Annotated in this window: 26 protein-coding genes; 3 read left to right on the forward strand and 23 right to left on the reverse strand. The window is 35.9% G+C overall.

The features are described from left to right. Window positions 1-173: 173 nt before the first annotated feature. The 3 genes from hpf to HMPREF2818_RS00015 all read right to left on the reverse strand — a co-directional run bounded on the left by hpf (window position 174) and on the right by HMPREF2818_RS00015 (window position 2759). Window positions 174-728 (reverse strand): ribosome hibernation-promoting factor, HPF/YfiA family, encoded by a 555-nt coding sequence (hpf, locus tag HMPREF2818_RS00005; protein WP_000599096.1) that lies wholly within the window; start codon window positions 726-728, stop codon window positions 174-176. Window positions 729-804: 76 nt separating this feature from the next. Then, entirely contained in the window at window positions 805-1470 is a 666-nt protein-coding gene (locus HMPREF2818_RS00010) for a ComF family protein (protein ID WP_000128301.1), read from the reverse strand. Further along, the gene (locus HMPREF2818_RS00015; RefSeq protein ID WP_000432954.1) at window positions 1470-2759 is read right to left on the reverse strand and encodes an ATP-dependent helicase ComFA; all 1290 of its coding nucleotides are present in this window, start codon (window positions 2757-2759) and stop codon (window positions 1470-1472) included. The genes HMPREF2818_RS00010 and HMPREF2818_RS00015 overlap by 1 nt, the downstream gene beginning before the upstream one ends. A 55-nt stretch (window positions 2760-2814) precedes the next feature. Here HMPREF2818_RS00015 and HMPREF2818_RS00020 point away from each other — a divergent pair, with 55 nt between their 5' ends. Together HMPREF2818_RS00020 and cysK are read left to right on the forward strand one after the other, a co-directional pair. After that, window positions 2815-3459: a YigZ family protein gene (locus HMPREF2818_RS00020; protein ID WP_001108144.1), complete on the forward strand. Its 645-nt coding sequence runs from the start codon at window positions 2815-2817 to the stop codon at window positions 3457-3459. A gap of 90 nt (window positions 3460-3549) precedes the next feature. After that, window positions 3550-4476, forward strand: a complete 927-nt coding sequence (gene cysK / locus HMPREF2818_RS00025) for a cysteine synthase A (protein WP_000036944.1) — start codon at window positions 3550-3552, stop codon at window positions 4474-4476. A 151-nt stretch (window positions 4477-4627) separates the two neighbouring features. Here the strand turns inward: cysK and HMPREF2818_RS00030 are convergent, their stop codons facing one another. The 8 genes from HMPREF2818_RS00030 to HMPREF2818_RS00065 all read right to left on the reverse strand — a co-directional run bounded on the left by HMPREF2818_RS00030 (window position 4628) and on the right by HMPREF2818_RS00065 (window position 13123). After that, complete coding sequence (locus HMPREF2818_RS00030) at window positions 4628-5716, reverse strand: glycerol dehydrogenase (protein ID WP_000862123.1); 1089 nt, start codon at window positions 5714-5716, stop codon at window positions 4628-4630. Between the two features lie 67 nt (window positions 5717-5783). Beyond that, a complete protein-coding gene (locus HMPREF2818_RS00035) occupies window positions 5784-6452 on the reverse strand; it encodes a fructose-6-phosphate aldolase (RefSeq protein WP_000394891.1) in 669 nt (222 codons plus the stop codon). Window positions 6453-6461: 9 nt separating this feature from the next. Further along, the gene (locus HMPREF2818_RS00040; RefSeq protein WP_000166136.1) at window positions 6462-8918 is read right to left on the reverse strand and encodes a glycyl radical protein; all 2457 of its coding nucleotides are present in this window, start codon (window positions 8916-8918) and stop codon (window positions 6462-6464) included. A gap of 180 nt (window positions 8919-9098) precedes the next feature. Continuing rightward, on the reverse strand, window positions 9099-10400 hold the full coding sequence (locus HMPREF2818_RS00045; RefSeq protein WP_000032677.1) for a PTS sugar transporter subunit IIC: 1302 nt from the start codon (window positions 10398-10400) through the stop codon (window positions 9099-9101). Window position 10401: 1 nt separating this feature from the next. Next, on the reverse strand, window positions 10402-10722 hold the full coding sequence (locus HMPREF2818_RS00050) for a PTS sugar transporter subunit IIB (RefSeq protein ID WP_000590363.1): 321 nt from the start codon (window positions 10720-10722) through the stop codon (window positions 10402-10404). A 16-nt stretch (window positions 10723-10738) separates the two neighbouring features. After that, window positions 10739-11062 (reverse strand): PTS lactose/cellobiose transporter subunit IIA, encoded by a 324-nt coding sequence (locus HMPREF2818_RS00055; protein ID WP_000402898.1) that lies wholly within the window; start codon window positions 11060-11062, stop codon window positions 10739-10741. Window positions 11063-11265: 203 nt separating this feature from the next. Further along, the gene (locus HMPREF2818_RS00060) at window positions 11266-12249 is read right to left on the reverse strand and encodes a sugar-binding transcriptional regulator (RefSeq protein WP_000764455.1); all 984 of its coding nucleotides are present in this window, start codon (window positions 12247-12249) and stop codon (window positions 11266-11268) included. A 118-nt stretch (window positions 12250-12367) separates the two neighbouring features. Beyond that, window positions 12368-13123, reverse strand: coding sequence for a DeoR/GlpR family DNA-binding transcription regulator (locus HMPREF2818_RS00065; protein ID WP_001080746.1), 756 nt, complete (start codon window positions 13121-13123; stop codon window positions 12368-12370). A 120-nt stretch (window positions 13124-13243) separates the two neighbouring features. On the opposite strand from HMPREF2818_RS00065, the gene HMPREF2818_RS00070 reads away from it, so the two are divergent. Beyond that, window positions 13244-14020, forward strand: a complete 777-nt coding sequence (locus HMPREF2818_RS00070; protein ID WP_000180537.1) for a glycyl-radical enzyme activating protein — start codon at window positions 13244-13246, stop codon at window positions 14018-14020. Window positions 14021-14066: 46 nt separating this feature from the next. Here the strand turns inward: HMPREF2818_RS00070 and HMPREF2818_RS00075 are convergent, their stop codons facing one another. From HMPREF2818_RS00075 to gmk, 12 genes are all read right to left on the reverse strand, one after another. Then, entirely contained in the window at window positions 14067-14423 is a 357-nt protein-coding gene (locus tag HMPREF2818_RS00075; RefSeq protein ID WP_000689608.1) for a S1 RNA-binding domain-containing protein, read from the reverse strand. 1 nt (window position 14424) lies between these two features. Then, window positions 14425-15825 (reverse strand): bifunctional Cof-type HAD-IIB family hydrolase/peptidylprolyl isomerase, encoded by a 1401-nt coding sequence (locus tag HMPREF2818_RS00080; protein WP_000339135.1) that lies wholly within the window; start codon window positions 15823-15825, stop codon window positions 14425-14427. A gap of 41 nt (window positions 15826-15866) precedes the next feature. Next, entirely contained in the window at window positions 15867-16508 is a 642-nt protein-coding gene (locus tag HMPREF2818_RS00085; RefSeq protein WP_000357891.1) for a response regulator transcription factor, read from the reverse strand. Next, window positions 16501-17520: an envelope stress sensor histidine kinase LiaS gene (locus tag HMPREF2818_RS00090; protein ID WP_000716170.1), complete on the reverse strand. Its 1020-nt coding sequence runs from the start codon at window positions 17518-17520 to the stop codon at window positions 16501-16503. Before HMPREF2818_RS00090 ends, HMPREF2818_RS00085 begins: the two co-directional genes overlap by 8 nt. Further along, the gene (liaF, locus tag HMPREF2818_RS00095; protein WP_000714456.1) at window positions 17517-18212 is read right to left on the reverse strand and encodes a cell wall-active antibiotics response protein LiaF; all 696 of its coding nucleotides are present in this window, start codon (window positions 18210-18212) and stop codon (window positions 17517-17519) included. The genes HMPREF2818_RS00090 and liaF overlap by 4 nt, the downstream gene beginning before the upstream one ends. A 158-nt stretch (window positions 18213-18370) precedes the next feature. Next, on the reverse strand, window positions 18371-20326 hold the full coding sequence (gene pknB, locus HMPREF2818_RS00100) for a Stk1 family PASTA domain-containing Ser/Thr kinase (protein ID WP_000614570.1): 1956 nt from the start codon (window positions 20324-20326) through the stop codon (window positions 18371-18373). After that, window positions 20326-21063: a Stp1/IreP family PP2C-type Ser/Thr phosphatase gene (locus HMPREF2818_RS00105; RefSeq protein WP_000406231.1), complete on the reverse strand. Its 738-nt coding sequence runs from the start codon at window positions 21061-21063 to the stop codon at window positions 20326-20328. The genes pknB and HMPREF2818_RS00105 overlap by 1 nt, the downstream gene beginning before the upstream one ends. Before the next feature lie 37 nt (window positions 21064-21100). Next, window positions 21101-22423, reverse strand: coding sequence for a 16S rRNA (cytosine(967)-C(5))-methyltransferase RsmB (gene rsmB / locus HMPREF2818_RS00110; protein ID WP_001262600.1), 1323 nt, complete (start codon window positions 22421-22423; stop codon window positions 21101-21103). Further along, window positions 22413-23348 (reverse strand): methionyl-tRNA formyltransferase, encoded by a 936-nt coding sequence (gene fmt / locus HMPREF2818_RS00115; RefSeq protein WP_000163893.1) that lies wholly within the window; start codon window positions 23346-23348, stop codon window positions 22413-22415. The genes rsmB and fmt overlap by 11 nt, the downstream gene beginning before the upstream one ends. 46 nt (window positions 23349-23394) lie before the next feature. Then, on the reverse strand, window positions 23395-25785 hold the full coding sequence (locus tag HMPREF2818_RS00120; RefSeq protein ID WP_000101521.1) for a primosomal protein N': 2391 nt from the start codon (window positions 25783-25785) through the stop codon (window positions 23395-23397). 73 nt (window positions 25786-25858) lie between these two features. Further along, the gene (gene rpoZ / locus HMPREF2818_RS00125) at window positions 25859-26173 is read right to left on the reverse strand and encodes a DNA-directed RNA polymerase subunit omega (protein WP_000979239.1); all 315 of its coding nucleotides are present in this window, start codon (window positions 26171-26173) and stop codon (window positions 25859-25861) included. 22 nt (window positions 26174-26195) lie between these two features. Next, window positions 26196-26825 carry a guanylate kinase gene (gmk, locus tag HMPREF2818_RS00130; protein ID WP_000003861.1) on the reverse strand — a complete coding sequence of 210 codons (630 nt, stop codon included), beginning with the start codon at window positions 26823-26825 and terminating at the stop codon, window positions 26196-26198. Window positions 26826-26939 lie beyond the last annotated feature (114 nt).

The following is a 26939-nucleotide window of genomic DNA, read 5'->3' on the forward strand; positions in this document are numbered from 1 at the left end:
GCAAACTTATTCTGCTTTGTCAACTACTTTTTTTAAGTTGTTTATAAAATGATAATACAATATTAGGTTCGCTTAAGAACTCATTTAGTATACTATAATTTTTTATTTGTTGTCAATAGGTTTTAAAAAAATCTCAGAAAAAACTCTGAGATTTTTTAAATTATGTTACAAAGTTAATTTCCTTTAGCTTCAATTAAACCTAGTTCGCCATCTTCACGCTTGTAAAGGACATTTGTCGTATTATCTTCTGCATCTGTATAGATAAAGAAATCATGACCTAAAAGTTCCATTTGCAACAATGCTTCCTCAACATCCATTGGTTTTAGATTAACATTCTTAGTACGTACAATTCTTTGGCTTACTGCTTCTTCATCTGGCTCAGCCTCAAATTCTGTTGTGAAAACTTGACTTGCTGGAATTTTTTCACGATATTTTTTCGCAATTTTAGTTTTATTTTTACGAATTTGACGCTCAATTTTATCAACAACTAAGTCAATTGACCCATACATATCTTGTGAAACATCTTCTGCTCGTAAAGTAATAGAATCTATTAAGATTGTTACTTCAACTTTTGCGGTCTTCTCTCTGTATACTTTGAGGTTGACTCTAGTATCTAATTCTTGTTCTTCATTAAAGTATTTTTCAACTTTAGAGAGTTTGGTCTCAACATACTCACGAATAGCTTCTGTTACTTCGATGTTTTCACCACGAATACTGTATTTAATCATATGAGTACCTCTTTCTTGCGTTGTTAACGCTTTCTATATTCTTATTATAACCGCTTTCATGAAAATTTGCAAGATTTTAGCGTGCTAATGAAAAACTTTTTATATTTTTTATACCTTTTTCTTCTAATAGTTTCCTGATTTGTGCTATTGTTGCGCCTGTTGTATAAATATCATCAACAATTAAAAGGTTATCCCTTAACTCAGCCTCATTTTTTAATGTAAATTGCTGAACTTGTTTGAGTCTTTCTTCTTTATTATTAGCCGATTGCTTACCTCTATCTTTTTTAGAAAGAATATTTTTATAAGGTATATTTGCCGATTGTAGAAAAGCAATCACTTGATTAAATTGCCTATTTTGGTATCCTTCATGACTCAAGGGAACTGGCACTATAGTGTAGCCCTTATACCTTTTTAGAGCAGCTTTTATTTCTTTTGTAAAAACATCTTTCAACAAATAATCCCCTTGAAATTTAAAAAGAGAAAAATATTTTTTCATTGCTTCATTGTATCTATAAAGGGAAAAATGATTTACCTCTATACCTTTTTTACCCCAATAAATACAATCTTGACATTGTTTTTGGGGAATTTGCTTGCAACATGTTTGGCAACCCATCTCCCTACTAAGTGCTTCAAAACTACCCTTGCACGTTTGACAAATTACGTTTTGCTTTGGTTTTAGAAGCATAAGTTCCACAAAAGTTAATTGCGATAAATCTATTTCATGACATAACAAACAAGTCATTAAAATCCTCCTATATGATTCATGTTTTTAATCTCCTTTATAGCTTGGTGCATCGATTTACTTTTCCCATCATGAAGGAAGTAAAGGAGCCCTTCGGGCCTTTCTAATGCTCTTCCAACTCTTCCTGAAATTTGTACCAAGGAACTTTTCGTAAACAAATGATGATTTGCTTGTATAACAAAAACGTCGACGCTAGGGAAAGTTACTCCTCTCTCTAGAATGGTAGTTGACACTAGGATAGACAATTTATTATCTCGAAAATCTTGCACTAACTTTAACCTAGATGTGCTCTTACTTGAAACAAAACCAATTTTTTCCATAGGAAAGGCTTGTCTTAACATTTCGGTGAATACCTGACCTTCTGAAATATGGGGGAAAAATAATAACAAAGGATATCTCGTTTGTCGCTGTTTATTTATCAGCTGATATAATTTGGGAGGTAGTTTTTGTGTCTGCAAGCTTTTCTGGATACCACTTACCCAAACCATCTCGGGTATCACTAACGGATTGGCATGAAATCTCCTAGCTAGATGTAATTTTTTTAGTTCTTTTCTTGCAACTTTTCTTTCTAACTCAGTCGTTGAAGTTGCAGTCAGAAAAATACTTGTTCCGTTTTCCTTTAAGGCCTGTTTTACACCATGGTATAGTATCGGGTTGTCGACATATGGAAAAGCATCAACTTCATCAACAATTAGCAAATCAAAAGCATGATAAAATTTTAACAATTGATGTGTTGTGGCAATAGTTAAAGGGGATCTCTGATAAGAAGGAGATTCTCCATGCATTAATGTTATGGCACATCTAAAATCGTTTGAAAGTCGCTTATGCAATTCTAAACAAACATCAATTCTAGGACTGGCAATACAAACGCTTCCTCCAGTATCAATTACTTTGGCGATAGAGTGGTATATCATTTCTGTTTTACCAGCCCCTGTCACAGCATGAACAAGAAGATTTTCCTTACTTGAAATACCTTTCAACAACTCTTCTGAAACCTCATTTTGATAAGGTGTCAGTCCCCCTTTCCATTTTAAAGAATTCGTTTTAGAAAATGTTTTTTGTGGGAAATAATATAAATTTTCATTACTAGTAACTCTTCCAAAAACTATACATTCTCTACAATAATAATTTCCAGTTGGTAATTGGCAATTTTTGGCAACAGAACTAGAGCATCGAGTACAAATATAGTCGCTTCCTTTCTTTATAAAAGATGGCAAGTTAATTGCAATTTTTCTAAGTTGCTCAGATAATTGTGCTTTTGTCCAAAGTCTACCTAAATAATTTTCCATATTATTTCATTCGGATTTTTTTGCTAAATTTGAAGAATTTTTGTAAAATTTCTCTATGAACTATAAAACGATAAAATCAGACGGAATTGTCGAAGAAGAAATTAAAAAATCGCTATTTATTTGTCATCTAAAGCGAGTAGAGTCCGAAGAGGAGGGGCGTAATTATATTACGCAAATCAAGAAAGCGCACTACAAAGCCAATCATTCGTGTTCAGCTATGGTTATTGGCGAAAAAGGGGATATAAAACGATCTAGTGATGATGGAGAACCTAGTGGTACAGCAGGTATCCCTATGCTAACCGTACTTGAAAAGCAAGGCCTGACAAATGTTGTTGCCGTCGTTACACGGTATTTTGGAGGTATCAAATTAGGCACAGGGGGGCTTATTCGTGCCTACTCTGGTAGCGTAGCTAATGCCATCAAAGAGATCGAGGTAGTAGAAGTTAAAGAACAAATTGGTATTCGTATTCAATTAACCTATCCTCAATATCAAACTTTTGACAACTTCCTAAAAGAGCACCACCTTCAGGAGTTTGAAACAGAATTTTTAGAAGCTGTAACCTGTAAAATATACGTTGACCCTAAGGAATTTGAACACACAATAACTAATTTGACAGAGTTCTACCAAGGAAAAGCTTTGTTAACTGAAGAAGGGAGTCAAATTGTTGAAATTCCCTTTAAGGATGAAACCGATAAATAATAGCTATCACTTGATAAAGAATTGATATTTTACTTTAATCAATGTGAGTTTTATAATATTCTTAACCAATATCATGAAGAGGTATAGCTTATGTCAAAAATTTATAATTCTATTACAGACTTAATCGGAAATACACCCATTATTCAATTACATCATATTGTTCCAGAAGGAGCTGCAGATGTGTACGTTAAGTTAGAATCCTTTAACCCAGGTTCATCTGTCAAAGATCGTATTGCTCTAGCTATGATTGAAGATGCAGAGCAAAAAGGGATTCTTAAAGCCGGAGATACAATCGTAGAACCTACATCTGGTAATACAGGTATCGGTTTGGCTTGGGTAGGAAAAGCTAAAGGGTATAATGTTATTATTGTTATGCCAGAAACCATGTCAATTGAACGTCGTAAAATCATTCAAGCCTATGGTGCTCAATTAGTACTAACACCTGGTAGTGAAGGGATGAAGGGAGCTATTGCTAAGGCAAAAGAAATTTCTGTAGAGCAAAATGCTTGGTTACCCTTGCAATTTAATAATCAAGCCAATCCAGAAATCCACGAAAAAACGACTGGTAGGGAAATTATCGAGACTTTTGGTGAAAAAGGTTTAGATGCTTTTATCGCAGGTGTGGGAACTGGTGGGACAATTACTGGTGTCTCTCGTGCATTAAAAAAAGTCAATCCTGATGTCGCTATTTATGCTGTAGAAGCTGATGAATCTGCAATCCTTTCTGGTGAGCAACCTGGGCCTCATAAAATACAAGGGATTTCTGCAGGTTTCATCCCAGAAACATTGGCTACAGATTCTTATGATCATATCATTCGCGTTACATCTGACGATGCTATTGAAACAGGACGTATCATCGGCGGACTAGAAGGTTTCCTCGCAGGAATTTCTGCTTCAGCTGCTATTTATGCTGCTATTGAAGTGGCCAAACAAGTAGGAAAAGGGAAAAAGGTTTTAGCTCTTCTCCCTGATAATGGCGAACGTTACTTATCAACTAGCCTGTATGATTTTGAATAACTTTAATCTTCAGTAAACGATAACTAAAAAAGATTAGATATGTTGTCTGATCTTTTTTAGTTTATATCTCTTTAAATACTAGTAAGCCCTATTTAGTTAAAATATTAAAACGACAAATAGAACCAAGCAATTTCACTTGGTTCTATTGTTTTTATTGATGATTTGAAACATAGCGGTCAACTGCTAACAGGGCTGCAGCGACATCCTCTGCACTAATTTTGAATGGCATTTCATGTATTGTTTCACCTTCAATTGTTGCTTGCTGACCAACTTTTAAAAGTTCTTCATATGTTGCATCACCCAAATGGAGTTCTGCAAGTGTAGTTGGCATTCCAATCGCTTGGTAAAGATTAATGTAGCGATCAATTTCTTCCTTTGGTCTATTTTCGAGGAAAAGTTGCGTCAACGTTCCATAGGCAACTTTTTCACCATGGGTTAAGTGATGAATATCTCCACTCAAGGCAGTAAAACCATTATGAATAGCATGAGCTGCAGCTAATCCTGCACTTTCAAAACCTAAACCACTAAGTAAGGTATTAGCTTCAATAACATTTTCTAAAGCTTTTGTAACCACTTTGGCATCACAAGCCGCTAAAGCTTGTAAACTATCATTAAATAAAGTACGCTCACATGCTTGGGCAATTGCCACGCCCGCTAAAGTCTGTCTACCGCCAGCCATCGCTATTCCATTTTTTTGTAAGACTGCTCTCGCTTCAACCCAAGTAGCTAAGCCATCTGCAATCCCAGAAGCTAGTAAACGTTTTGGCGCTTGAGCAATTACTTGAGTATCGACCAAAACTAAGTCTGGATTCTTTGAATAAAAAATATATTTTTCAAAAGCTCCTTCATCTGTATAGATTACTGATAACGCTGATGTTGGGGCATCTGTTGAAGCTACTGTTGGTGCAATGACCACTGGTAAATTAACTTTATCTGCAATTGCCTTTGCAGAGTCAATAGTTTTTCCACCACCAAGTCCAATAATAAGGTCACTATTCTTTTCTTTCGCAACAGCAACGACACGATTGATTTCATTATCAGATGCTTCTCCGTTAAAGGAGACACGATGTGGTAACAAATCGTCTTGTAGATAAGATAAAAAACTTTCTCCAACGATATTATAAACAACATCATCACAAAGGATAAGTGGAGTCTGACCTAAAGATTTGATATGTTCAATACTTTGGAATAAAGCATCCTTTCCTTGTATATAGCGCGATGGACTTGCGAAAACTTTCATTCTCAACCTCTTTCTTCTTTAAAAAATTTTATGTTAAAGATACAGCCTCAAAAGTTGGCGTTCTCTGTTAAATATGTTCTGAGTGTTGACTGGCTTTCCAATCATCTGCAAAGTCGTTAACAGCTTTTGCAATAGATGGCATCGCAAAGACTGATTCAAAAATATCTGGTCCCGCGGTGATTGATTGAGCACCCTGTGATAAGGCCTTCGTTACTTGTGAAGCGTTTTTAAAACTAGCCGCTAAAATTTTGCTAGAAGAACCTGTCCGCTCTATTGCTTGCGCTAATTCCTTAATAACTTGTGTCGCATCAATATCAAGGTTCTCCATTCGGTTAAAGTAAGGTGCTAGGTAGTCTGCTCCAGCTGATATAGCCAAAAGACCTTGCATACTGGTGTATATTGCTGTGGCTGTAATATTATAACCTTCTGCTTTTAACGTTTTAATTGCTGCTAATCCATCTGGCGTAACTGGGACTTTGATATAAATGTCATCATCCGTTTCTTGGCGTATTTTAGCAGCATCATCCAGTATCCCTTGATAATCTTTGGCCACTACTTGAACATGCAAACTTGCTTCACGTCCAATAATTTCTCGAACATCACGAATGCGTTGGAAAAAATGTATATCTCCTTCTTTCTTAGCAATGGTGGGATTTGAAGTTACACCTGCTAGTGGCAGTATATGATGCCATTTTTTTATAGCTTCTAAATTTAAAGTGTCAAGTAAAAATTCCATAATAATCTCCTAAAGAGCATGTTCTGTACGTGCAATAATATCATCTTGAGTTGCCTTAGATAGGACATTAAAGAATGCAGAATAACCTGCTACACGCACAATCAAATCGCGGTGTTTTTCAGGGTGCTTCTGAGCATCAATCAAAGTCTCACGTGAGACAACATTATACTGGATATGGTAACCATGAAGGCGATTGAAGAATGTTCTAAGTAAGGCAATTAATTTTTGTTTATCTTCTTCTTTTGCCAAGGTTTGAGGGTTGACTTTTTGGTTAAGGAGTACACCGCCGACAATCTCATCAGTTGGTAACTTCGAAACTGATTTCAAAACAGAGGTAGGTCCCTTTTTGTCCATATTATGAGATGGTGAACAACCTTCAGCTAATGGAGTTCCTGCATGCCTACCATCTGGAGTTGCTAAAGTACCTCGTCCTTGGCCTACATTTGCTGAAATAGAGGACGTTCCTGAATAGCGAATACCACCGATTGGTCCACGTCCATAGCGTGTGTTGGGATATTTAGCAATTTCTTCAACATAAACATCATAACACTCACGTACTAAACTATCCGCGTAATCATCATCATTTCCATATTTTGGTGCTTCATTGATCAACATTTGACGAATTTCTTCACCACGCGGACCTGCGTAATCACTCTGTAATGCTTGCCATACTTCTAATGTGGTTAGGCGTTTTTCTTCAAATACTAATTTTTTAAGCGCAGCAAGTGAGTCTGAAAGATTAGCGATTCCAACTTGTAGACCAGATATGTAGTCATATACTGCACCACCTTCTTTTAAGTGCTTACCTCGTCCAATACAATTATCAGTTAAAGCTGAACAAAGAATATCAGGTACTTCTCTTTCGAGACTAATATCAATAGCATTCTCAACAATAACGCTCATTCGAGTTAAGTAACGAAGTGTTTTGTCCCAAGCTTCTTTAAGTTCTTTATATGAGGTCATCTGGGTGAAATGCCCATAAGAAGGCGCAAATCTCTTCCCAGAAGCCGGGTCAATGCCATTATTCATTGTAATTAATAACACTTTAGGGAAGTTGATATAGCTCATGCCGGTACAACGATAACCCCATTTCCCAGGAACTGCTGTTTCAACACAACCAATCGCTGAATAATCATAGGCATCTTCTTCGGAAACTCCTTTTTTAATAAATGATGGAATAATAATTTCATCATTATTAAAAGCTGGCATACCAAAGCCTAATTTCATAACTTCAATAGCTTCATTCATGAATGACTTGTCTAGGTTAGCATGATAACGAACCGTTAGATTAGGCTGTGGTAAGTGTGTCTGAGCGACTGATTTTAGTACTAGAAATGATAAAGGATTAACAGCATCTTCCTTATGTCGGGTTTGTCCTCCAATCGTTACATTTTGGTAAAGAGGACTACCAGCAGACGAAAACGTATGAGCTTGGCTACGAACCTTATTAATAGTTATTGTTTTAATCCATAGGTTAGTTAGGCGCTCAACAATCGAATCCTCAGTCTCACGTCCAGCTTCTAAGTCAGCTTTAACATATGGATACATGTATTGATCAAAGCGTCCATAAGATAGAGAATGACCGTTTGATTCTATTTGAAGAATACACTGAATAAACCAAACCGATTGAACAGCTTCTGCAAACGTTTTAGCTGGGTAATATGGCACTCGTTCACAAATACTAGCGATATCTAACAATTCCTGACGTCTCTTAGCATTTGCTGTTTTAGCTTGTTTTTTTGCTAGGATAGCAAAACGCTCTGCATAAGTTTTAACAGCTTCTATTGTAATTAAAATAGAATCATAGAAATGATATTTGTCAATACTCTCAGGCTTTGTTAAATCTAAGTCAGCTTTAGCTTTTCTTGCTTTTTTTTCAAAGCCAATAAGCCCTTCTTCTAGTAACTTCTGATAGTTAACAGCTAAGTGAGCATCCCCAGAATTCATCTTACCTTCCATCCCAAAGAAGCCTGTTTCCATATAAACTTGAACTTCTTCTGGAAGCATAACGCCCGCACGAGCCCGTAAATTATTATTTTCCCAGAAAGGTGCAATATTTCTAATTTGTTCTTTGGTTTCTTCTGTAATGTAAAAGACGTCACCATCTCGTTTTTCAAAAAGGTCTAGTTCATTTACAACAAATTCTAGAGTGTATTCTGGAAAAATAGGAGCATCTTTATCAGATGAAGCTTGGTTACCGACAATCATTGTCTCATCGTCAATATAGATTGTCATTTTTTCCAAAATATTTTGCAACATGTAAGCTCTCTTTAAAACATTAGGTTTTTCCTGATGTTTTTGATAGGCTTCAGTTACCAAGATAGCACGTTCTGCATCTATGAATGGTTTCTTATCAAGAACCTTATCACGATAAGAATACATGCGCTCTGTCAAATAGCCAAAATGCTTTTGAGAATTTTGTTGAACATCATTTGTATATTTTTGAGTGAGTAATTGTTTGGTCATAGCAGCCTCCGCTTGTTTCTTTCGAAACTAAAAAGTTTTTCTTCGTAAATATAATAGCACCTAAATCCTAAAATAACAAGAAGAAAATAAAGAATAGAATGCTACATCTAAAGTTGCACAAATGTGCATTTTTAGAAAAAGGTTAAGGTGCATTACACACCTCAACCTCTTGTCTGCTAGCTATACCCTTTCCATTTCACATTCATTTTTGTAAGTAATATTATCTTGGATTTTAAAGAATGGGAAGTAAACAGCAGTTGAGATAGCTAAAATGACTATTTGGACGAGTGCACCTTGCCAACCACCTACCATGAATCCAGAAATAATTGCTGGAGTACTCCATGGTAAAGTAACACCTGAGAATGGTTGCATAAAACCAACCGCAATAGCTCCATAAACAATTAAAGCTGCCAAAACTGGTACTAAAATAAAAGGCAGAAACATCACAGGATTCATTACGATTGGAAAGCCAAAGACGATTGGCTCGTTAACATTGAAAATCGCGGGAAAAGCGGCCACTTTCCCAAGTGCCTTGTATTGTTTTGATTTTGCTGCAAAAAGCATCGCAATAACTAGTCCAAAAGTTATTCCTGAGCCCGATAAAATCAAGAAACTATCCAAAAACTGCTGTGTTACAATGTGAGCGCCATTATCTAATGTTAAGCGATTTGCTGCTAATAAAGACTTATTGGCATCTAAATTGGATAGTAACAAAGCAGTCACAATACCATTCACCACAGATTGGCCATGGACACCAAACCACCATAAGAATGAAATAAAGAAAGCAATCCCAATTGCTCCATAAAGTGAGCCTGTTAAGCCTTGCAACGGTACTTGAATGATATCATAAATCATCTCAATAAAGGTACCTCCAGTTGTTACCTTAGCAATCAAATAAACAATCATCGATAAAAGAAAGATAACAAAAGCTGGAATCATAGCTTCAAATTGTTTTGCTATTGCCTGTGGTACTTGCTCTGGCATTTTTATAACAATATGATGTTGGATAAACCATGTATAGATAGCACCAACTACTAACCCAATAATAATTGCTCCAATAATCCCCTGACCGCCAAACCAAACCTTAGAAATAGCATCCGCTATTGCTTCTCCTTTTACAGGAATATAAGATGATTTCATTAAAATAAAGAAAGACGAAAGTGATAAAACGCCAGCAGGTAACGGTTCTACACTACTATTTTTAGCATAAGCATAAGCAATTGCAAAACAGGAAATCAAGCCCATAATCGCAAAAGTTCCTGAATAAACTTGCATAAATGGTTCTGTCCATTCTGGTCCAAAAACATTAGCTATGGCTTGATTAAGACCTTTAAATGGAAGCTGCCCTAATATTAAAAAGAGACTCCCAACAACTGTTAGTGGTAGAATTGCTAGCATGCCATCTTTGAGTGCAATAATCCCTCGCATATTGACAAACTTCATAATCGGAGTAATTATTTTCTGACTATCAAACTTTGACATATCAAGCCTCTTTTCTTGTTTCCAATAAACTCAAAGCAAGTTTCAAAACTTTTACACCATCCAACATACCATAATCTGCCATTGGAATAACTGCTATCGGTACACCGTATTCATCACAGATTGATTTTGATTTATCTAGAGTATAGCTAACTTGTGGACCAAGTAATGCAACATCTAAATCTTTAGCATAATCTGCAATTTTTCCTTGTGAATAAGCTTCAATATGTGCCTCTATCCCTTCTTTATCCGCTGCGATTTTCATATTGTTTACTAACATACCTGTTGAAAAACCTGCTGCACAGAATAAACCAATTTTTATCATATTTGATCCCCTTTACTTATTTTTGAATATGTAATTCCTGGCGTAAATCAATAATTTCTTTAATCAAGTTAATCTCAGTAATACTTGTCATCAAATGATCCTGAGAATGAATAAAGAGTGCTGAGATATCTGTCCTTGTCCCTCCTGCTTCTTGTGCAAGGAATTGTGTTTGAAGATTATGAGCTTCTAGGAGTGCACTATCTGCTAGTTCTATTTCAATTTTACTTTCTGCAAAATTTCCTTCTTTTGCAAGTTTTAAGGCTTGATAGATATGTTGTTTAGCATCCCCAGCATTCAAAATGAGCCCCATAATAATTTGGTCTGCGACTATGATTTCCATAAGCACCTCCGCTTTAATGATTTTTTATAAGTTTAAACTTTCTTACAAAAGGTTCTAATTTTCTTTCGCAAAACAAATGTAACATGTCCCTTAATCGTCGTCAATAGACCTTGTGCCCTTTATGACAATAGCGCACCTTTGTGCTTATTCTATAACAATTCACTTGGTAATAGAAACATTATCAAAAGAGCTAGGATTTATTCCTAGCTCTTTTGATATATAGTATCCACAAAGGTGTCTTTATCTAATCTTAAAATATTTAAGGCTGTGGAAAAATCAGTAACTAAATGATTAATATACCCCTTTTTTAAAACGGCTAAGAGTGCCGCAGCCTTATAATTGCCATGAGCAACCGCTATTCTATTAGGAACTTTCTGTAGTTGTTCTAAGGTAATTCCTATTGTCCTTTTAGCTAAATGTTGATTCACAGGATCACCTGAATGATTAAAAAAACGACAAGTAATTTCACCTACAGCTGCTTCTTCATCCAAGCATTGAAAATCATCTTGATTTAAAAGATCAAGCCACTGTTGTTCATTGCTTTTAGGTTTACCACCAACGCCCACAATTGCCACATCAAGTTTTTCCCAATTATCCATTAGCCCCTCAAAATATTTTGAAGTTAATATTCCTTTCGCTAAATTAGCGTTTTCTTGAACTAGAGTTGCATTAATGAAAGTACAACTTCCTTGGAAACGCCTTGACATTTCGTAAACCAGAGTATTAACGTGATAGCGTGCATTAATATGACTTGGACCTCCAGCTAAAGGAACAAAAGAAACTTGAGAAACCGGATGAGGACGCATTGCTTCAACTACTTTACTAAGTGTCCTCCCCCAAGCAATCCCCACCTTGTCATTCTCTTTAATTTTTTTTCGAATCATAGCCGCAGCTACATGTGCTAAATCCTTCTCTATCTCTGAAGTATCGCTATCTTTTCGCGAAGAAACAATCTCAATATCTTTAAGGTGATATTTACTTTTAAAATAGGATTCTAACTGAAAAATTTCTGGATTAAAATCTGAAATTTCGATTCTAACAAGACCTTCTTCTCTCGCTTTGGCTAACATACGACTTATTGTTGTACGATAAATTCCTAATTCATTGGCAATCTCAGATTGGCTTTTCCCTTCCATATAGTAAAGGTAAGCTACTTTAGCTAACAATTTTTGACGCTCTAATTTCATACTCATAACCTTTCAGCATTTGCTTCAGTTTAACAAAAAGGTTACATCTGTGCAATTTGACATGACACTTTATCTATTATCGCCACAAATGTGCAAAATGTAAGAAAAATAGCCTCTTTTATGGCACTTGTAATAAAGATTGAATGGTAATCTCTGCTTCTTGGAACAAATTAGCAATTTCCGAATTTGGATGTTTATCTGTAATAACTTGTGATACAGTTGACAACGGAAGCTGTTCCACCAATGCAGTCTGATTAAACTTACTAGAATCTGTTAAAATAATGACTTCATCGGCAGCATTCGCCATCTCTTGTGCAACTTCAGAACGCATTAAATCTCTACCCATAAATCCTAGTTTTGGATCAAAACCATCAGTCCCAACAAAAGCTAACGAGACATGAAAAAGTGAAATCATCTTTTTCAAGAGAGGACCTACCGTAACCTGTGAACTTGATTGATACTCACCACCAAGTAAGACAATTTGGCATGAATCATATTCTCGTAAATAGTTAGCAATAAAGCAAGAGTTGGTCAAAATAGTGACATTTCGCTTTGTCTGACAGATATTTTCCGCTAAAAGAGCACAAGTAGAGCCTGATTCTATTAAGATAGTGTCATTGTCAGACACCATATTCGCAGCTAAGGCAGCAATTTCTTTTTTAGTTTTATGGTTAAAAGATAACCTAACATTAAGATCATCCCCACTGTTTAAAACTGCATAACCGTGCTCTCTATGCAAAAGCCCTTTGCCTTCTAGTTTATCTAAATCTTTACGTATCGTTACTTTAGAAACTTGTAACAACTCCGAGAGTGTATTAACGTCTATTTTTTGGTACTGAGATACTAAACTAATAATATTTTCTAATCTATTCATGAAACACCTCCTTTCTATTTTATCATTTTTTATTTATTAAACAAGTTCAATAAACTTTCATTCGTAATTGACTTTGTTACGTATAAAAGGTATACTTAAAATGAAATTGAGGAAAATAATATGACAAATGAAAAAGGTATTGTATTCAACATTCAACATTTTAGTATTCACGATGGTCCAGGTATTCGAACAACCGTTTTCTTAAAGGGTTGTCCTCTTAGATGTCCTTGGTGTGCTAATCCCGAGTCGCAAAAAATGGTTCCAGAAACAATGAGAGATGCCATTACTAATGAAAGCGTCATCGTGGGCGAAGAAAAATCGGTTGATGATATTATTGAAGAGGTTTTAAAAGATATTGATTTTTACGAAGAATCTGGTGGGGGCATAACGCTATCTGGCGGTGAAATATTTGCACAATTTGAATTTGCCAAGGCAATTTTAAAACGTGCTAAATCACTGGGAATCCACACGGCTATTGAAACAACTGCTTATACTAGACATGAACAATTCATAGATCTTATCCAATACGTTGATTTTATTTACACCGATTTAAAACATTACAATAGCCTCAAACACCAAGAAAAGACGATGGTTAAGAATGCTTCAATCATCAAAAACATTCATTATGCTTTTGCCAACGGTAAAACTATTGTGCTACGTATTCCTGTCATACCTAATTTTAACGATTCATTAGAAGATGCTGAAGAATTTGCTTGTTTATTTGATCGCCTAGATATCCGTCAAGTGCAACTCTTACCTTTCCACCAATTTGGACAAAACAAATATCAATTACTTAATCGTCAATATGAAATGGAAGAGATCGCTGCACTACACCCAGAGGATCTACTCGATTATCAAGCTATTTTTAGCAAGTATAATATTCACTGCTACTTTTAAATATTTAAAACCTAGACTTGTCATTAATCAAATCTAGGTTTTTTGTTTATTTATTATTCAAGTAGGCTAGACCTTCCTCAACCCAACTAGGTAAATTTTCCTCAAGTGGTTTGAAACCTATCTTAAGACGATTGTTAGAAAATCGATGACGATGCTGAATATGATGTCTTTCTTCTTCAAGGGTCCGAAGCGATAAACTTGCTTTTTGTGTAAATTCATCTACATCTATAACCTGAACATAGACTTCATCACCTACACTAAGAACATCATAAATATTATCAATGTAACCTGTTTTAATTTCAGAAATATGGATAAGTCCAGTCCTACCATCCTCAAGAGAAACAAAGGCTCCATAAGGCCTAATGCCAGTGACTGTTCCCTTTAACTTATCGCCAATCTTCATTTTATTCTTTAACCTCAATCGTTAAAATAACAACATCTTCCAATGGTTTGTCTTGAGAACCAGTCTCTACTGCCGCAATCTCATCAAGTACCTCAAAAGAACTTTGGTTTACTAATTGTCCAAATACACTGTGGCGACGATCTAGATGCGGTGTACCACCTTGTCCAGCATACAACTCAGCAATTGGTGTTGGCCAACCACCTCGCTCTAATTCCTTTTTCGCATAAGGAATTTTTGTATTTTGGACGATGAAAAATTGGCTGCCATTCGTATTTGGTCCAGCATTAGCCATTGAAAGAGCTCCGCGAACATTATATAATTCCTCGGAAAATTCGTCTTCAAAACTTTCCCCATAGATAGATTCACCACCCATACCTGTACCAGTTGGATCACCACCCTGAATCATAAAATCTGGAATAATACGATGGAAGATAATACCATCATAATAACCTTGTTTAGCTAAACCAATAAAGTTTGCTACCGTTTTAGGAGCATGATCCGGGAAGAGTTTTACAGTCATATCCCCGTGATTTGTTTTAATGACAGCCACAGGACCTTCTGTATTTTCAATATCTACTTGTGGAAATGTTAATTCTTTTTCTATCAAACCTAGTTCCTCCAGGGCATACAAGATGCCATCTTCTTCTACTTTTTTTGTGATAAAATCTGCTTTTTTTTGAGCTTCTGGGTGTGACACTCCCATCGCCACAGCTAGTCCAGCATAATCAAAGAGTTCTAAATCATTGAGCTCATCTCCGAAAACCAAGATATTCTCTGGCTTTAAGCCCAAATGTTCAACAACTTTAGAAACACCTAAAGCCTTCGATGTTCCTTTTAACACAACATCTGAAGAATGATCATGCCAACGTATCAAGCGAAGATGTTCATCTAACGGTTCAGGTAGATGAAGGCTATCTCCTTTATCTTCAAACGTCCACATCTGATAAATATCATGTTCTTTATTGAAATCTGGATTAACTTCGAGATCAGAATACACAATATCAATCGCATCATTTACCAAATCATCACGATCTGATAAAACTGCCTCATGACGACCAGCTAAACCGTACTTAATACCAACAGTGTCTGCCCATTTCTTATATTGCTCTACATATTCAGCAGGAATAGGACGATGGAAGATGATATTCTTATCCTTGTCCTTAACATAAGCTCCATTTAATTTTACACAATAATCGGCATTTAAATCTTGAACTTCTTTTGGAACGCCATATCGTGCCCTTCCTGAAGCAATACCTACAACAATTCCTTTATCTTTCAAAGCTTTAAAAACTTTTAAGATTGATGGTGGCATATAACCTGTATCTTTAACACGAAGCGTGTCATCAATATCAAAAAACACTGCCTTTATTTTTTTTGCTTTATATTTAGTTTTTGCGTCCATGACTAACCACTTTCATTAACATAGTGCCTCTATTATATCACTTATTCATCATCTTGTGGTACCAAATGGTGTTGGAAAGCATAGACAACCGCTTGAGTTCGATCTGCTACATTTAGTTTTCCCAAAATATTAGAAACATGAGTTTTAACAGTCTTTAACGAGATAAATAATTCATCAGCAATCCTTTGATTGTCATAACCTTTGGCTAATAAATTAAGGATATCACGTTCCCTTGCTGTTAAGCCCTCATGTAAAGCTGGACATTTATCATGAGCCTTAATTTTCTTATCTACTTCATTTTCAATAGCTTGTTCTCCCCTTGCAACTTTACGAATGGCATTAAGAATCTCTGCTGCACTTGAGGTCTTTAACATATAGCCTTTGGCACCTGCTTCAATAACAGGGTAAATTTTTTCATTGTCCAAGTAAGATGTTAAGACTAAAATAGCAGCTTCTGGCCAATCCTTCAATAATGCTAAGGTTGCTTCTACACCGTCCATTTCAGGCATTACTAAGTCCATAACAACAACGTCTGGACGTAACTCCAGTGCTTTTTTTATGCCTTCTAAACCATTTGAGGCCTCACCTATTACTTCAACATCAGCTTGTAAGTTTAAAAAACTTTTTAAACCGAGACGAACCATCTCATGGTCATCAACAAGTACAATTTTTATTTTATCCATTTTTATCCTCACTCTGATTTACTAAAGGTAATCTTATATCCATAGCAACTCCTTTACCAGGCTGACTGAGAAGCTGTAAATTTCCTGCTAAATCTTCTACTCGATCTTCAATATTTTTTAACCCATAACTTAAATCATAGACAGAATCCATATCAAATCCAATACCATTATCAATCATTTTTAACTGCAATTCATTCTCTGTTTGATTAAGGTAAACTTCGAGACGACTGGCTTGTGAATGCTTTAAAGTATTACTGATAAATTCTTGACCAATTCTAAAAATATTGTCTTCAATCTTTTTGGGTAAGGTTAGAATTGATTCATGATAAACAACTTCAATGTCGCTCTTATCGGTCAATTCTTTCAATATCATTCTGAATCCTTCAGATAGGGTCTTATTTTCTAATTCAACTGGCCTCAAATGAAGTAGCAGAATTCTCAAATCATTTTGTGCATGCTGAAGCATTTCCTCTACTGCTAATAATTGCGAGCCAACCTGATCAACGTCTAGCTGAGAAACATTCTGTGCAATCCCTGACAAAACCATGGAAGCTGCGAACAAATCCTGACTAACTGTGTCGTGTAAATCACGTGCAATACGCTTACGTTCTTGTTTCACAATTTCTTGGCTTTTTAAAATACGACTATTTTCCTTAGATTGTAGACTTGCTGTCATTAAATTCATTTTTTTAGAGAGCCGTTGAATATTGGTCGATATTTCAGTACCATCATCGGTAACATTTATTGATTGGTTATTTAAAATGCGACGTAAATTATGGTTAATTTGACGTTTACTATTATCATCTAATAAAAACCAAGTTAGCAATAAAAGGATAGTTACCGCTAAAGATAGAAAGAAAATAGAGAAAATCAATTGTTCAATCAGCCACAAACGAGACGTTTGATAGAGGTGCACCAAATTAACACCCAGACTATCAATAATGACAAAACAAATGGCAAATATAATGACACTTCCATAGAAGAAAGCTAAAAAATAGTGGTGCTTTTTCATTTACGACTAACCTCAACTTTCCCAGCGATAGTGTTTACAACTAATTTGACACGTTTCAAAAGGTAATATTCTTCCTCTTGTGACAATTTTATAGATTCATTTCTTAGATCATACTCCTCAAAATCAAAGTACTGTACACTACCGTAAACAGAACTAATATCAGCCTTTACGGCAACGTCTAAAGGAACCAATACTTTAGTATCACCAAAAACTTTTTGAATTATAATAACATTATCCTGCCCAGATACAATAACATTTGTTAAATCAATTGTATCAGTCCCAGAGATTCTTATAATATTAATATCTTCAAAAGCATAAAAGTCACTTTCGTGCTGATCAGTACCTAACCATTGGTTTCGTGTTGTCTTAACATCTAATTGATGGTTCTTAAATTGAATCAAAGCATAACGATTTTTTTTCTTAACTTGCGAGAAATGATTGATTAGAACATACAAAACTGCAAAAACAACGGCTGCAATAATGTAAGGGTTAAGCATAAAGATTAAAAATAGTAATAACAAACTTGTCGTTAACAGAAAATTATGACGACTATCGTTGTTATAAAATCTTAAGGCTAAAAGAATCAAAGCGAGAATAAAAATAAAACTTGTCCAGTCATCTGATAAAATTTTCATTAATCCCATAACTAAGACAACGGCTTCAACAAGTAGAAAAAACTGAAATTTTTTCATAATAATCCTTCCATTACTCTATATGACGTATTTTATCAAAAAGCCCTATACTTTGCACCATTATTGAGAGAAAAATTTGGCATATTGGCAGAACCTTTCTAGGCATGGTCTCTACCATAGCAAATTAAAAAGAAGACTTTAACATCTTCTTTTTAATTTTATTGAGTTAATGGATTGTTGGCTGTTCCTGTATTAGTTGTACTATCACTTGGTAGTGTTGAACTACTTGTAGAAGTGCTACTACTATCAGAAGTGCTAGCATCCGTTGATGAGCTTACAGAATCCGAGGTAGTTGTTCCTGTTGAGCTTGAAGCCGAAGAATCTATTGGCGTAGATGATGAGTTATTTGTTGTTTTAGAACCAAGAAGATACAGCTTAACTTTATCTCCTCTCCTTAATCCAACTTCTCCTCCGTAATAAGGATCCTGACTTGCTATCTTACTTGAAGATGGAGGTGTTACTACTGCTTGATAAACGCCATTTTGCATTTGATAGAAGACAAGATTATCTGCATCTAATCCGAGGTCTGTCAAGGTTTCTATTACTTCTCCAACTGTCATACCTGTTACATCAGGCATAATCATTGGATCATTAACAGCAACCGTAAGTGTTAATTTCTTATTACCATCAGGATTAAAAGATGTTCCTTCTGGAAGCGACTGTGCTAAGATTGTACCAGTAGTATAATCATTATTAATTTTACGCCTAACCTTGATTAAAGATTTTTTAACACCTTTGCCTTGAAGATCTTTGAGGATATCTTTGTAATTATGTTCCTTATAATTACCTAGAGTGAAACTCTTGTTTGGAGTGGCAATATAAAGATTAACTTTAGCCCCTTCTCTACGAGAACGTCCTGCAGCAGGGTCTGTTTTTACGACAAGGCCTTCTGAAACACTATCACTCTCAATATTACGAATAGCTCCTACTTTCAATCCAGAATTTTCCAATGTCATTTTTGCTTGAGCTACTGTTTTGTTGCTAACATCTGGAACACGAATAGTCGTAGGACTTACTAAAATTTTATAAGCAAATACAATTATTCCTACAACACAGAGTGCAAAGAATAATTTCATGATTGTACCAAGAAGTCGATGAGAAGCCTTCTTTTTAGACTTCGTTTTATCGTTACTCGCAGAATCAGGAGTTATTTTTTCTGTTGTTTTGGCCTGTTTTTGATTACGCAACAGTTGTTCTGTCGTTAAAGATGATACTGTAGATGTTACTTTTGGTAGTGTCTTAGTACTCTCAGTATCATTAAAAACAAGTTTTGGTTCACGGTGACGTGTCGAGCTTAGAGCAGTTGATAAATCACGTCCCATCTCATAAGTTGTCTTATAGCGATCTGTTAGCTTTTTAGCTGTTGCTTTAATGACAATGTTTTCCAAAGCTTGTGGAACGCTTTTATTTTCTGCAAGGATTGATGGTAGTGGTTTTTGGAAGTGCTGTAGGGCAATAGTAACTGCACTATCCCCATCATAAGGAATATGGCCAGTTAACATTTCAAAAAGCATGATTCCCATGGCATAAATATCACTCTGAACAGTCGCTTTTGAACCACGCGCCTGCTCTGGCGATAAATAATGAACACTACCTAACATAGAATTCGTTTGCGTTAAACTAGTTTCAGCAAACGCTACCGCAATACCGAAATCTGTAACTTTTACAGTCCCTTTTTTAGTTAATAAAATATTTTGAGGTTTTAAATCACGGTGTACGATACCTTTCTGATGTGCCAGTGACATGGCTGAAAGGACTTCATTCATGATTCGAACAACTTCATTATTTGATAGGGGTGCATTGTCTTGAATATACTTTTTTAAATCGAATCCATCAACATATTCCATTACTAAGAACTGCTGTCCGTCTTCTTCACCTATATCACGAATAGCGACAATATTAGGATGTGTCAGCTCAGCCATTGCTCGTGCTTCTCTCTGGAAGCGAGCAACCGCAATCTGATCTGTTTGATAATTGGTTCGCAATACTTTTATTGCGACCTCTTCATTATCTAAAATTAGATCTCGAGCTAGATAAACATCCGCCATTCCACCTCGTCCGATTGATTTAAGGATCCGATAACGACCAGCAAATAATTTGCCAATCTGAATCATTAAACCGCCTCACTTTCAACGTAAACTAGTGCCACAGTGATATTATCAAGACCTCCTCTATGGTTTGCTAGAGTGATTAAATCTTGATTCTTATCATCTAAGTTTTTTTCTTGTGTTAGTACTGTAGCAATATCGGCATTACTCAACATATTAGTTAGTCCATCACTATTAACTACAAGGTAGTCACCTTCTTCAAGTAGATGAACTCCTAAATCAGGTTCGACTGGATTGGCTTGACCAATTGATTGCGTAATAATATTTTTTTGAGGATGACTAGCAGCTTCTTCTTCTGTTAATTGGCCAGCTTTTACCAATTCATTAACAAGAGAATGATCACTCGTCAATAAATGATACTCTCCTTGACGAACGATACCGATACGTGAATCTCCTACATGTGCGAAAATAATATTATCTCCTACAATAGCAACTGCTTCAATGGTAGTTCCCATACCTTTGTAATCATCTGACTGACCTAATTCATATATTTTGCGATTCTCAGTTTCAATAGAGACAAGCATCCAATCACGAATTTCTGATAACTCAGAAAAATCTGTCTCCGCCCAATCACTTCCTAGATCAGTTACAGTCATCTCGCTAGCAATATTTCCTGCACGATGTCCTCCCATACCATCTGCTAAGATGATTAGTGGGACGCCGGCTTTATTTTCAAATTGATTAATAAAATCTTGATTATTGGAACGACGTTGCCCAATATCTGTTAAAAGAGATATTTCCATATATTTTTTTCTGACGATGTCAGTTTCCTCCTAGACACTACAAGATACGTTTGACTTGTCCAATAAAAAAGCCATCTGTATGATATTGTTCAGGGCTTATACTAATACAGCCTCTCTTTACAATATCCTCTTGTGTATGACTCAGTTCTACTTGCTCAAAATTGGGGTGGTTTGCTAAGAATTTTTCAATAACTTGAAAATTTTCTTCCTCAAAAATGGTACAAGTGCTATAGGTTATTATACCACCTTTACGTAGCGTTTGACAAACGCTAGATAGGATAGACAATTGAATCTCTTGGAGGGCTTCAAAGTCTTGATTAGCTTTATTGTACTTAATATCTGGTTTACGGCGAATTAGCCCGATACCTGAACAAGGTGCGTCTACTAAAATTTTGTCAAAAGTATCCTCAGGAAAATACTCATGAGCTTTACTTGCGTCTAACTTTTTAGTTTTTATCTTATCTGACAGACCTAGGCGTTTTGCATTTTCCATAACCAATTCCAATTTATGATCATACAAATCTAAAGCAGTTACTGCCCCTGTAGTCAAATATGAGGCGATATGACTTGTTTTTCCTCCTGGTGCACTACATGCATCCAATACTTGGTCATTACCTGAGACTTTGAGTGTTGGAGCAACTAATTGACTAGATTCATCTTGGATAGTAATGAGGCCATCTTGGAAAAATGATGTCGATGCAAAATTTCCTGAGTCTGCAACTAAAGCTGTCTCTGCAATATGTGAATCTCTAACATTTAAAGTTTCTTTGATAGTTTGTTTTTGCGATAAGTCAGTCACACGAAGACTGGCTTTATTTCGCTCAAATAAACTCTCCATAATAGCTAAAGCTCTTGTCTCACCATATTGGTCAATTAATTTTTTTACGAGCCACACTGGCATGGAATAAGCAACAGAGTAACGTTTGTTTTGGCGTTTTATTGATGCAATTTCAGGGAGCGTCTCCGAACTTACTCTTCGTAAAACGGCATTAATTAACTTTTCAGCACCCTTTTTATTGCCTCGATTCTTAGCAATAGTGACAGCATCATTAACAATAGCGTGATCTGGGATGTTGTCCAGATAGAGTAGTTGATAAAGACTCAGTAGCAAGAGATGATATACCCATAATTCAAGCTTATCACGATCAACTATAAAGTGTGATAGATACCATTCTAGCGTTATTTTTCTAGCCACAGTTCCATAGACAATTTCTGTTACTAAGGCACGATCTTTATCTGATAGTCTAGATTTTTTTAAACTCTTATTAAGTGCGATATTAGAATAAGCTCCTTTATCAAAAACTTCCTCTAAAGTCATTAAAGCTAAACCACGCGCACTCTTTTTCCAATCATTCGCCAAATTTATCTCCTATTTCTAAATTACGACCAACACCATTTAAAAAGTCTTTTATATCCATACGAGGTTTCCCTGCTGGTTGAACTGATTTGAGTTCAATAGCTCCGTCACCAGTTGCTACTGTCAATGAGTTCTTTGTCTTAGCGATCACTTGACCCGGTGAGCCCTTTCCTTCTGACATTGTTACTTCATAAAGTTTAAAACGATTTCCTTCCAAAAGAGTATGTGCAACTGGCCATGGATACATCCCTCGAACATGGTTAAAAATGTCGCGCGATGATTTATTCCAATCAATTCTCTCTTCATCTGGACTAATATTAGGAGAAAAACTTACCTCTTCTTCATTTTGTGGTATCGGCTTAATATCACCTGATAGATAACCTGGAAGCGTATCTAATAAAAGGTCACGACCAACAACGGCGAGTCTATCAAACATTGTCCCTACATTGTCTTCATCAGTTATCTCAACGGAAGCTTTTGATACCATATCCCCTGCATCCATCTTTGCAACCATTTCCATGATGGTAACCCCAGCTTCTTTTTCGCCATTAATAATGGCATAATGAATTGGTGCCCCACCACGATATTTTGGCAATAGAGAAGCATGTACATTAATTGCAAAACCTACCGATTCCAAAAGCTTTGTTGGTAAGAATTGACCAAAAGCAGCTGTTACAATACCATCTGCACCTAGGGTCATTAGTTGCTCTAATTCTGGACTTCCAGATAGTTTTTCCGGCTGATACACAGGAATGTTGTTTTCCAAGGCCACTTCTTTTACAGGGGTCATTTTAATTTCTTTTTTACGACCTACAGCACGATCTGGTTGCGTCACAACAGCTAAAACATCATATTTACCATCTGCTAAAATACCTTTTAAAACCGTCGCTGAAAAATCAGGGGTACCCATGAATAATAATTTTGTCATTGCTTTTTCCTCGTCTTTCTTTTCTCAATTATATCATAGCACTATTCTACATCATATTTTGCGGTTCGTGGTCTATTGCTAAGCGAAGATCTCTATTCTCCTTGTCTTGAGTCATGTCTAATAAGCGATTCAAAACAAGTTCAAGGTTGTCCTCAAATCGATACTTGATAATAATTTGGTAGTGATAAAGGTTATGTGTTCTTGCAATTGGTTTTGGCGTTGGACCTAACAACTTTACTTTATCACTAAAGCCTTGCTTCAATAAACTTAATACTTCATAAGATTTTCGTATTAACCACTCTTCATCTTTATGCGATAATGTTAAACCAACTGTAAAATAATAAGGAGGATAACCAAGTTGTCGACGGATATTCATTTCATATTGATAAAAAGCTTCAAAATCTTGCTTTTGGGCTAATTGAATAGCATAATGATTAGGATTATAAGTTTGAATGACAACCTCTCCTTCTTTTTCAGCACGCCCAGCACGTCCAGCCACTTGAGTTAATAGTTGAAAAGTTCGCTCTGATGATCGAAAATCAGGTAAATTCAGAGAAGTATCTGCATTTAGTACTCCAACTAAAGTAACATTTGGAAAATCCAATCCCTTAGCAATCATCTGTGTTCCCAATAAAATATCAGCTTCATGATTTCCAAAACGCTTCAAAATAGACTCATGACCGCCTTTTTGCCTTGTCGTATCAACATCCATCCGTAAAATCTTTGCGTCTGGGATAACTTTCAAAAGTTCTTCATAAGCTTTTTGGGTTCCAGTACCATAGTAAGAGATACTTTTACTATTACAATTTGGACATGTTCTTGGAATAGGCTTTTCAAACCCACAATAATGACAATTCATGGTCTTTGTAGCCATATGTAAAGTCAGAGAAATGTCACAATTAGGACATTGATCAACGTAGCCGCAGTCTCGACACATAATAAAACTAGAATAACCTCTACGATTGAGCATAAGAACCACTTGCTCTTTCTTATCTAATCTATCTCGGATTTTATCTAGTAAATATGGTGTGAAATTACTAACTTCTTGTTGACCAATAAAATTTCTAAAATCAATAATTTCAACCTGAGGAATACGTGCTTTAGGATTAGCACGATGTTTTAATTCTAAAAATTTATAAACATCCCGACTAGCTCTAGCTCGGCTTTCGATACTTGGAGTTGCTGATCCCATTAGTAACACAGCTTTATGATATTCTGCACGTAGCAAGGCCACATCGCGCGCATGATACCTTGGGTTAGATTCTTGCTTATAAGTTGATTCATGTTCTTCATCTATAATGATGGCTCCGATATTTTCCAAAGGAGCAAAAATTGCTGAACGAGCTCCAACGACAACTTTAGCTTGACCTGATTTTATCTTTCGCCACTCATCAAATTTTTCACCATCTGACAAGCCCGAGTGCATAATAGCAACTCGCTTTCCAAAACGAGAAATAAAACGATTCGTCATCTGGGGAGTTAAAGAAATTTCTGGAACGAGAACAATCGCTGTTTTTCCCAACTTTAAAACGTTATCAATGATATGAAGATATACCTCTGTCTTACCAGACCCTGTAATCCCCTCCAACAAGAAGGGTTTATTCTGATCCTTACCAATTCGGTCAACAACTATTTTAACTACTTTAGCTTGTTCCTGATTTAAATCCAAAAAATCCGTTTTTAGGATTCCTTTAAAATAATTATCAGATCTACTAGCTTCTTTTTCAATGACCTCAATGATTCCTTCTTCTCTGAAAAAATTAACCACAGGAGATGAAAATTGTTTGTTTAAAGCTGTGAGGCGCCCTGGTTGAGGATTTTCTAACAGGAATTCTTTCAACTCCAGTCTCTTTTTCGCTCTTGCTGCTATTTGGCTCTTTTCTAACAGAGTTCTGTTGATTTTGTAAATCTTTTCTGTTTTTATTGTTTTCTTATCTTTGGCTAAATATTGAACTTCTATGAAACCTTTTTGAATTAATCTGCCTGCTTTTTTGGCATCTTGAGAAGACAAACTTGAAAAGACGATTTCCGTTTTATGACCAAATAGATCTTCTCTATCTTCTGATGGTAATGTGTCCGTTGCTAACAAGAGTTTATCATATTGCGAATTCAAAAGACTTGGTAACATTGATTTCAAAATAGATATTTTATAAGAAAAGACAGTATGGCGCATCTGATCAGCTAAGTCTAGTTGTTCCTGATTTAAAACAGGTTCAAAATCTAGGACCCCCGCAATATCCTTAGTCTCTAATTCATCATCATCTCTGAAACCGACAACAAAGCCTTGCAAAAGACGATTCCCTCTTCCAAAAGGAACATGAACGCGTGCTCCTACTTGTACCAAATCTTCCAAATCTTTAGGAATGGCATACGAAAATGGTTTATCTGTCTGCATCAGAGGAATATCAACAATAACCTGTGCTAATTTTCTTGCCATAAACCCTCCCTAATTCTCTAAAATATGAAAAGAGGCTGATACAGAATGTTTCAACCTCTCACTTTTGACTTGCTTAAATTTTTTCGCCGTCTTCTTTTTCTTTAGCAATTTGCTCTTTGATTTTACGTTCTTCTTCTTCTTTAGCAAGGCGTTCAGCTTCGATACGAGCGCGAACTGAGGCACGTTTTGCTGATGGATCTGGGTGAATTACAACATTACCTGACTCGATTTCTTCTAAAGCGCGAAGTGTTGATTTCACGGATTTAAAATCTTGAGTGGCTTTCTCACCAGCTTCCAATTCATGAGCACGCTTAGCTTGTAAAATAACTAAAGAATATTTTGAAGGAACTTTGTCCAACAAAGTGTCGATAGAAGGTTTTAACATCATAAGGCAATTCTCTTTTCTATTTTTAACTTAATTTTTTATCAGTTTCTTTGACCATGTTGGTATAACGCCCAATAACACGATCCACACGATAATGTTCTGCTTCAATGACACGTTTAACACGTTCTGCTGCTAATGACACTTGATCATTGACAACAGCATAGTCATACTCCCTCATCAAAGCAATTTCTTCTTTGGCACGTTCAATACGTTGGGCAATCACTTCTGGACTATCTGTCCCACGTCCTACTAAACGCTCTTCTAATTCCTCTAAATCTGGTGGTGTTAAGAAAATGAAAACACCGTCCGGAACCTTCGATTTAACTTGAAGCGCTCCCTGAACTTCTATTTCAAGAAAAACATCAATCCCTTTGTCTAAAGTCTCGTTGACATAACTTAAAGGAGTTCCATAGTAGTTACCAACATACTCCGCATACTCAAGCATTTGACCTTCTTTAATCAACGCTTCAAACTCTTCACGTGTACGGAAGAAATAATCAACTCCATCAACTTCGCCTGGGCGTTGTGGACGAGTAGTCATTGAAACGGAATAATCAAATTTATGGTCAGGGGTTGAAAAAATTTCTTGCCTAACTGTCCCCTTACCAACACCAGATGGTCCTGAGAAAACAATTAGCAAACCACGTTCAGACATTACACACTCCTCAAATTAATAGATCGGGTGTTAAGTGTTAAAAAGACCAGAACAATCTGGTTCTTACCTTAACTATTAACTTTTATAGCAATTCATAAATTGCTCCCTAAATAA

This window comes from Streptococcus sp. HMSC076H09, assembly GCF_001811765.1.
Taxonomy (GTDB): Bacteria; Bacillota; Bacilli; order Lactobacillales; family Streptococcaceae; genus Streptococcus; species Streptococcus agalactiae.

Coding starts and splice junctions, on each gene's coding strand:
- hpf (WP_000599096.1), bottom strand. CDS start 728: ATGATTAAATACAGTATTCGTGGTGAAAACATCGAAGTAACAGAAGCT.
- HMPREF2818_RS00010 (WP_000128301.1), bottom strand. CDS start 1,470: ATGACTTGTTTGTTATGTCATGAAATAGATTTATCGCAATTAACTTTT.
- HMPREF2818_RS00015 (WP_000432954.1), bottom strand. CDS start 2,759: ATGGAAAATTATTTAGGTAGACTTTGGACAAAAGCACAATTATCTGAG.
- HMPREF2818_RS00020 (WP_001108144.1), top strand. CDS start 2,815: ATGAACTATAAAACGATAAAATCAGACGGAATTGTCGAAGAAGAAATT.
- cysK (WP_000036944.1), top strand. CDS start 3,550: ATGTCAAAAATTTATAATTCTATTACAGACTTAATCGGAAATACACCC.
- HMPREF2818_RS00030 (WP_000862123.1), bottom strand. CDS start 5,716: ATGAAAGTTTTCGCAAGTCCATCGCGCTATATACAAGGAAAGGATGCT.
- HMPREF2818_RS00035 (WP_000394891.1), bottom strand. CDS start 6,452: ATGGAATTTTTACTTGACACTTTAAATTTAGAAGCTATAAAAAAATGG.
- HMPREF2818_RS00040 (WP_000166136.1), bottom strand. CDS start 8,918: ATGACCAAACAATTACTCACTCAAAAATATACAAATGATGTTCAACAA.
- HMPREF2818_RS00045 (WP_000032677.1), bottom strand. CDS start 10,400: ATGTCAAAGTTTGATAGTCAGAAAATAATTACTCCGATTATGAAGTTT.
- HMPREF2818_RS00050 (WP_000590363.1), bottom strand. CDS start 10,722: ATGATAAAAATTGGTTTATTCTGTGCAGCAGGTTTTTCAACAGGTATG.
- HMPREF2818_RS00055 (WP_000402898.1), bottom strand. CDS start 11,062: ATGGAAATCATAGTCGCAGACCAAATTATTATGGGGCTCATTTTGAAT.
- HMPREF2818_RS00060 (WP_000764455.1), bottom strand. CDS start 12,249: ATGAAATTAGAGCGTCAAAAATTGTTAGCTAAAGTAGCTTACCTTTAC.
- HMPREF2818_RS00065 (WP_001080746.1), bottom strand. CDS start 13,123: ATGAATAGATTAGAAAATATTATTAGTTTAGTATCTCAGTACCAAAAA.
- HMPREF2818_RS00070 (WP_000180537.1), top strand. CDS start 13,244: ATGACAAATGAAAAAGGTATTGTATTCAACATTCAACATTTTAGTATT.
- HMPREF2818_RS00075 (WP_000689608.1), bottom strand. CDS start 14,423: ATGAAGATTGGCGATAAGTTAAAGGGAACAGTCACTGGCATTAGGCCT.
- HMPREF2818_RS00080 (WP_000339135.1), bottom strand. CDS start 15,825: ATGGACGCAAAAACTAAATATAAAGCAAAAAAAATAAAGGCAGTGTTT.
- HMPREF2818_RS00085 (WP_000357891.1), bottom strand. CDS start 16,508: ATGGATAAAATAAAAATTGTACTTGTTGATGACCATGAGATGGTTCGT.
- HMPREF2818_RS00090 (WP_000716170.1), bottom strand. CDS start 17,520: ATGAAAAAGCACCACTATTTTTTAGCTTTCTTCTATGGAAGTGTCATT.
- liaF (WP_000714456.1), bottom strand. CDS start 18,212: ATGAAAAAATTTCAGTTTTTTCTACTTGTTGAAGCCGTTGTCTTAGTT.
- pknB (WP_000614570.1), bottom strand. CDS start 20,326: ATGATTCAGATTGGCAAATTATTTGCTGGTCGTTATCGGATCCTTAAA.
- HMPREF2818_RS00105 (WP_000406231.1), bottom strand. CDS start 21,063: ATGGAAATATCTCTTTTAACAGATATTGGGCAACGTCGTTCCAATAAT.
- fmt (WP_000163893.1), bottom strand. CDS start 23,348: ATGACAAAATTATTATTCATGGGTACCCCTGATTTTTCAGCGACGGTT.
- HMPREF2818_RS00120 (WP_000101521.1), bottom strand. CDS start 25,785: ATGGCAAGAAAATTAGCACAGGTTATTGTTGATATTCCTCTGATGCAG.
- rpoZ (WP_000979239.1), bottom strand. CDS start 26,173: ATGATGTTAAAACCTTCTATCGACACTTTGTTGGACAAAGTTCCTTCA.
- gmk (WP_000003861.1), bottom strand. CDS start 26,825: ATGTCTGAACGTGGTTTGCTAATTGTTTTCTCAGGACCATCTGGTGTT.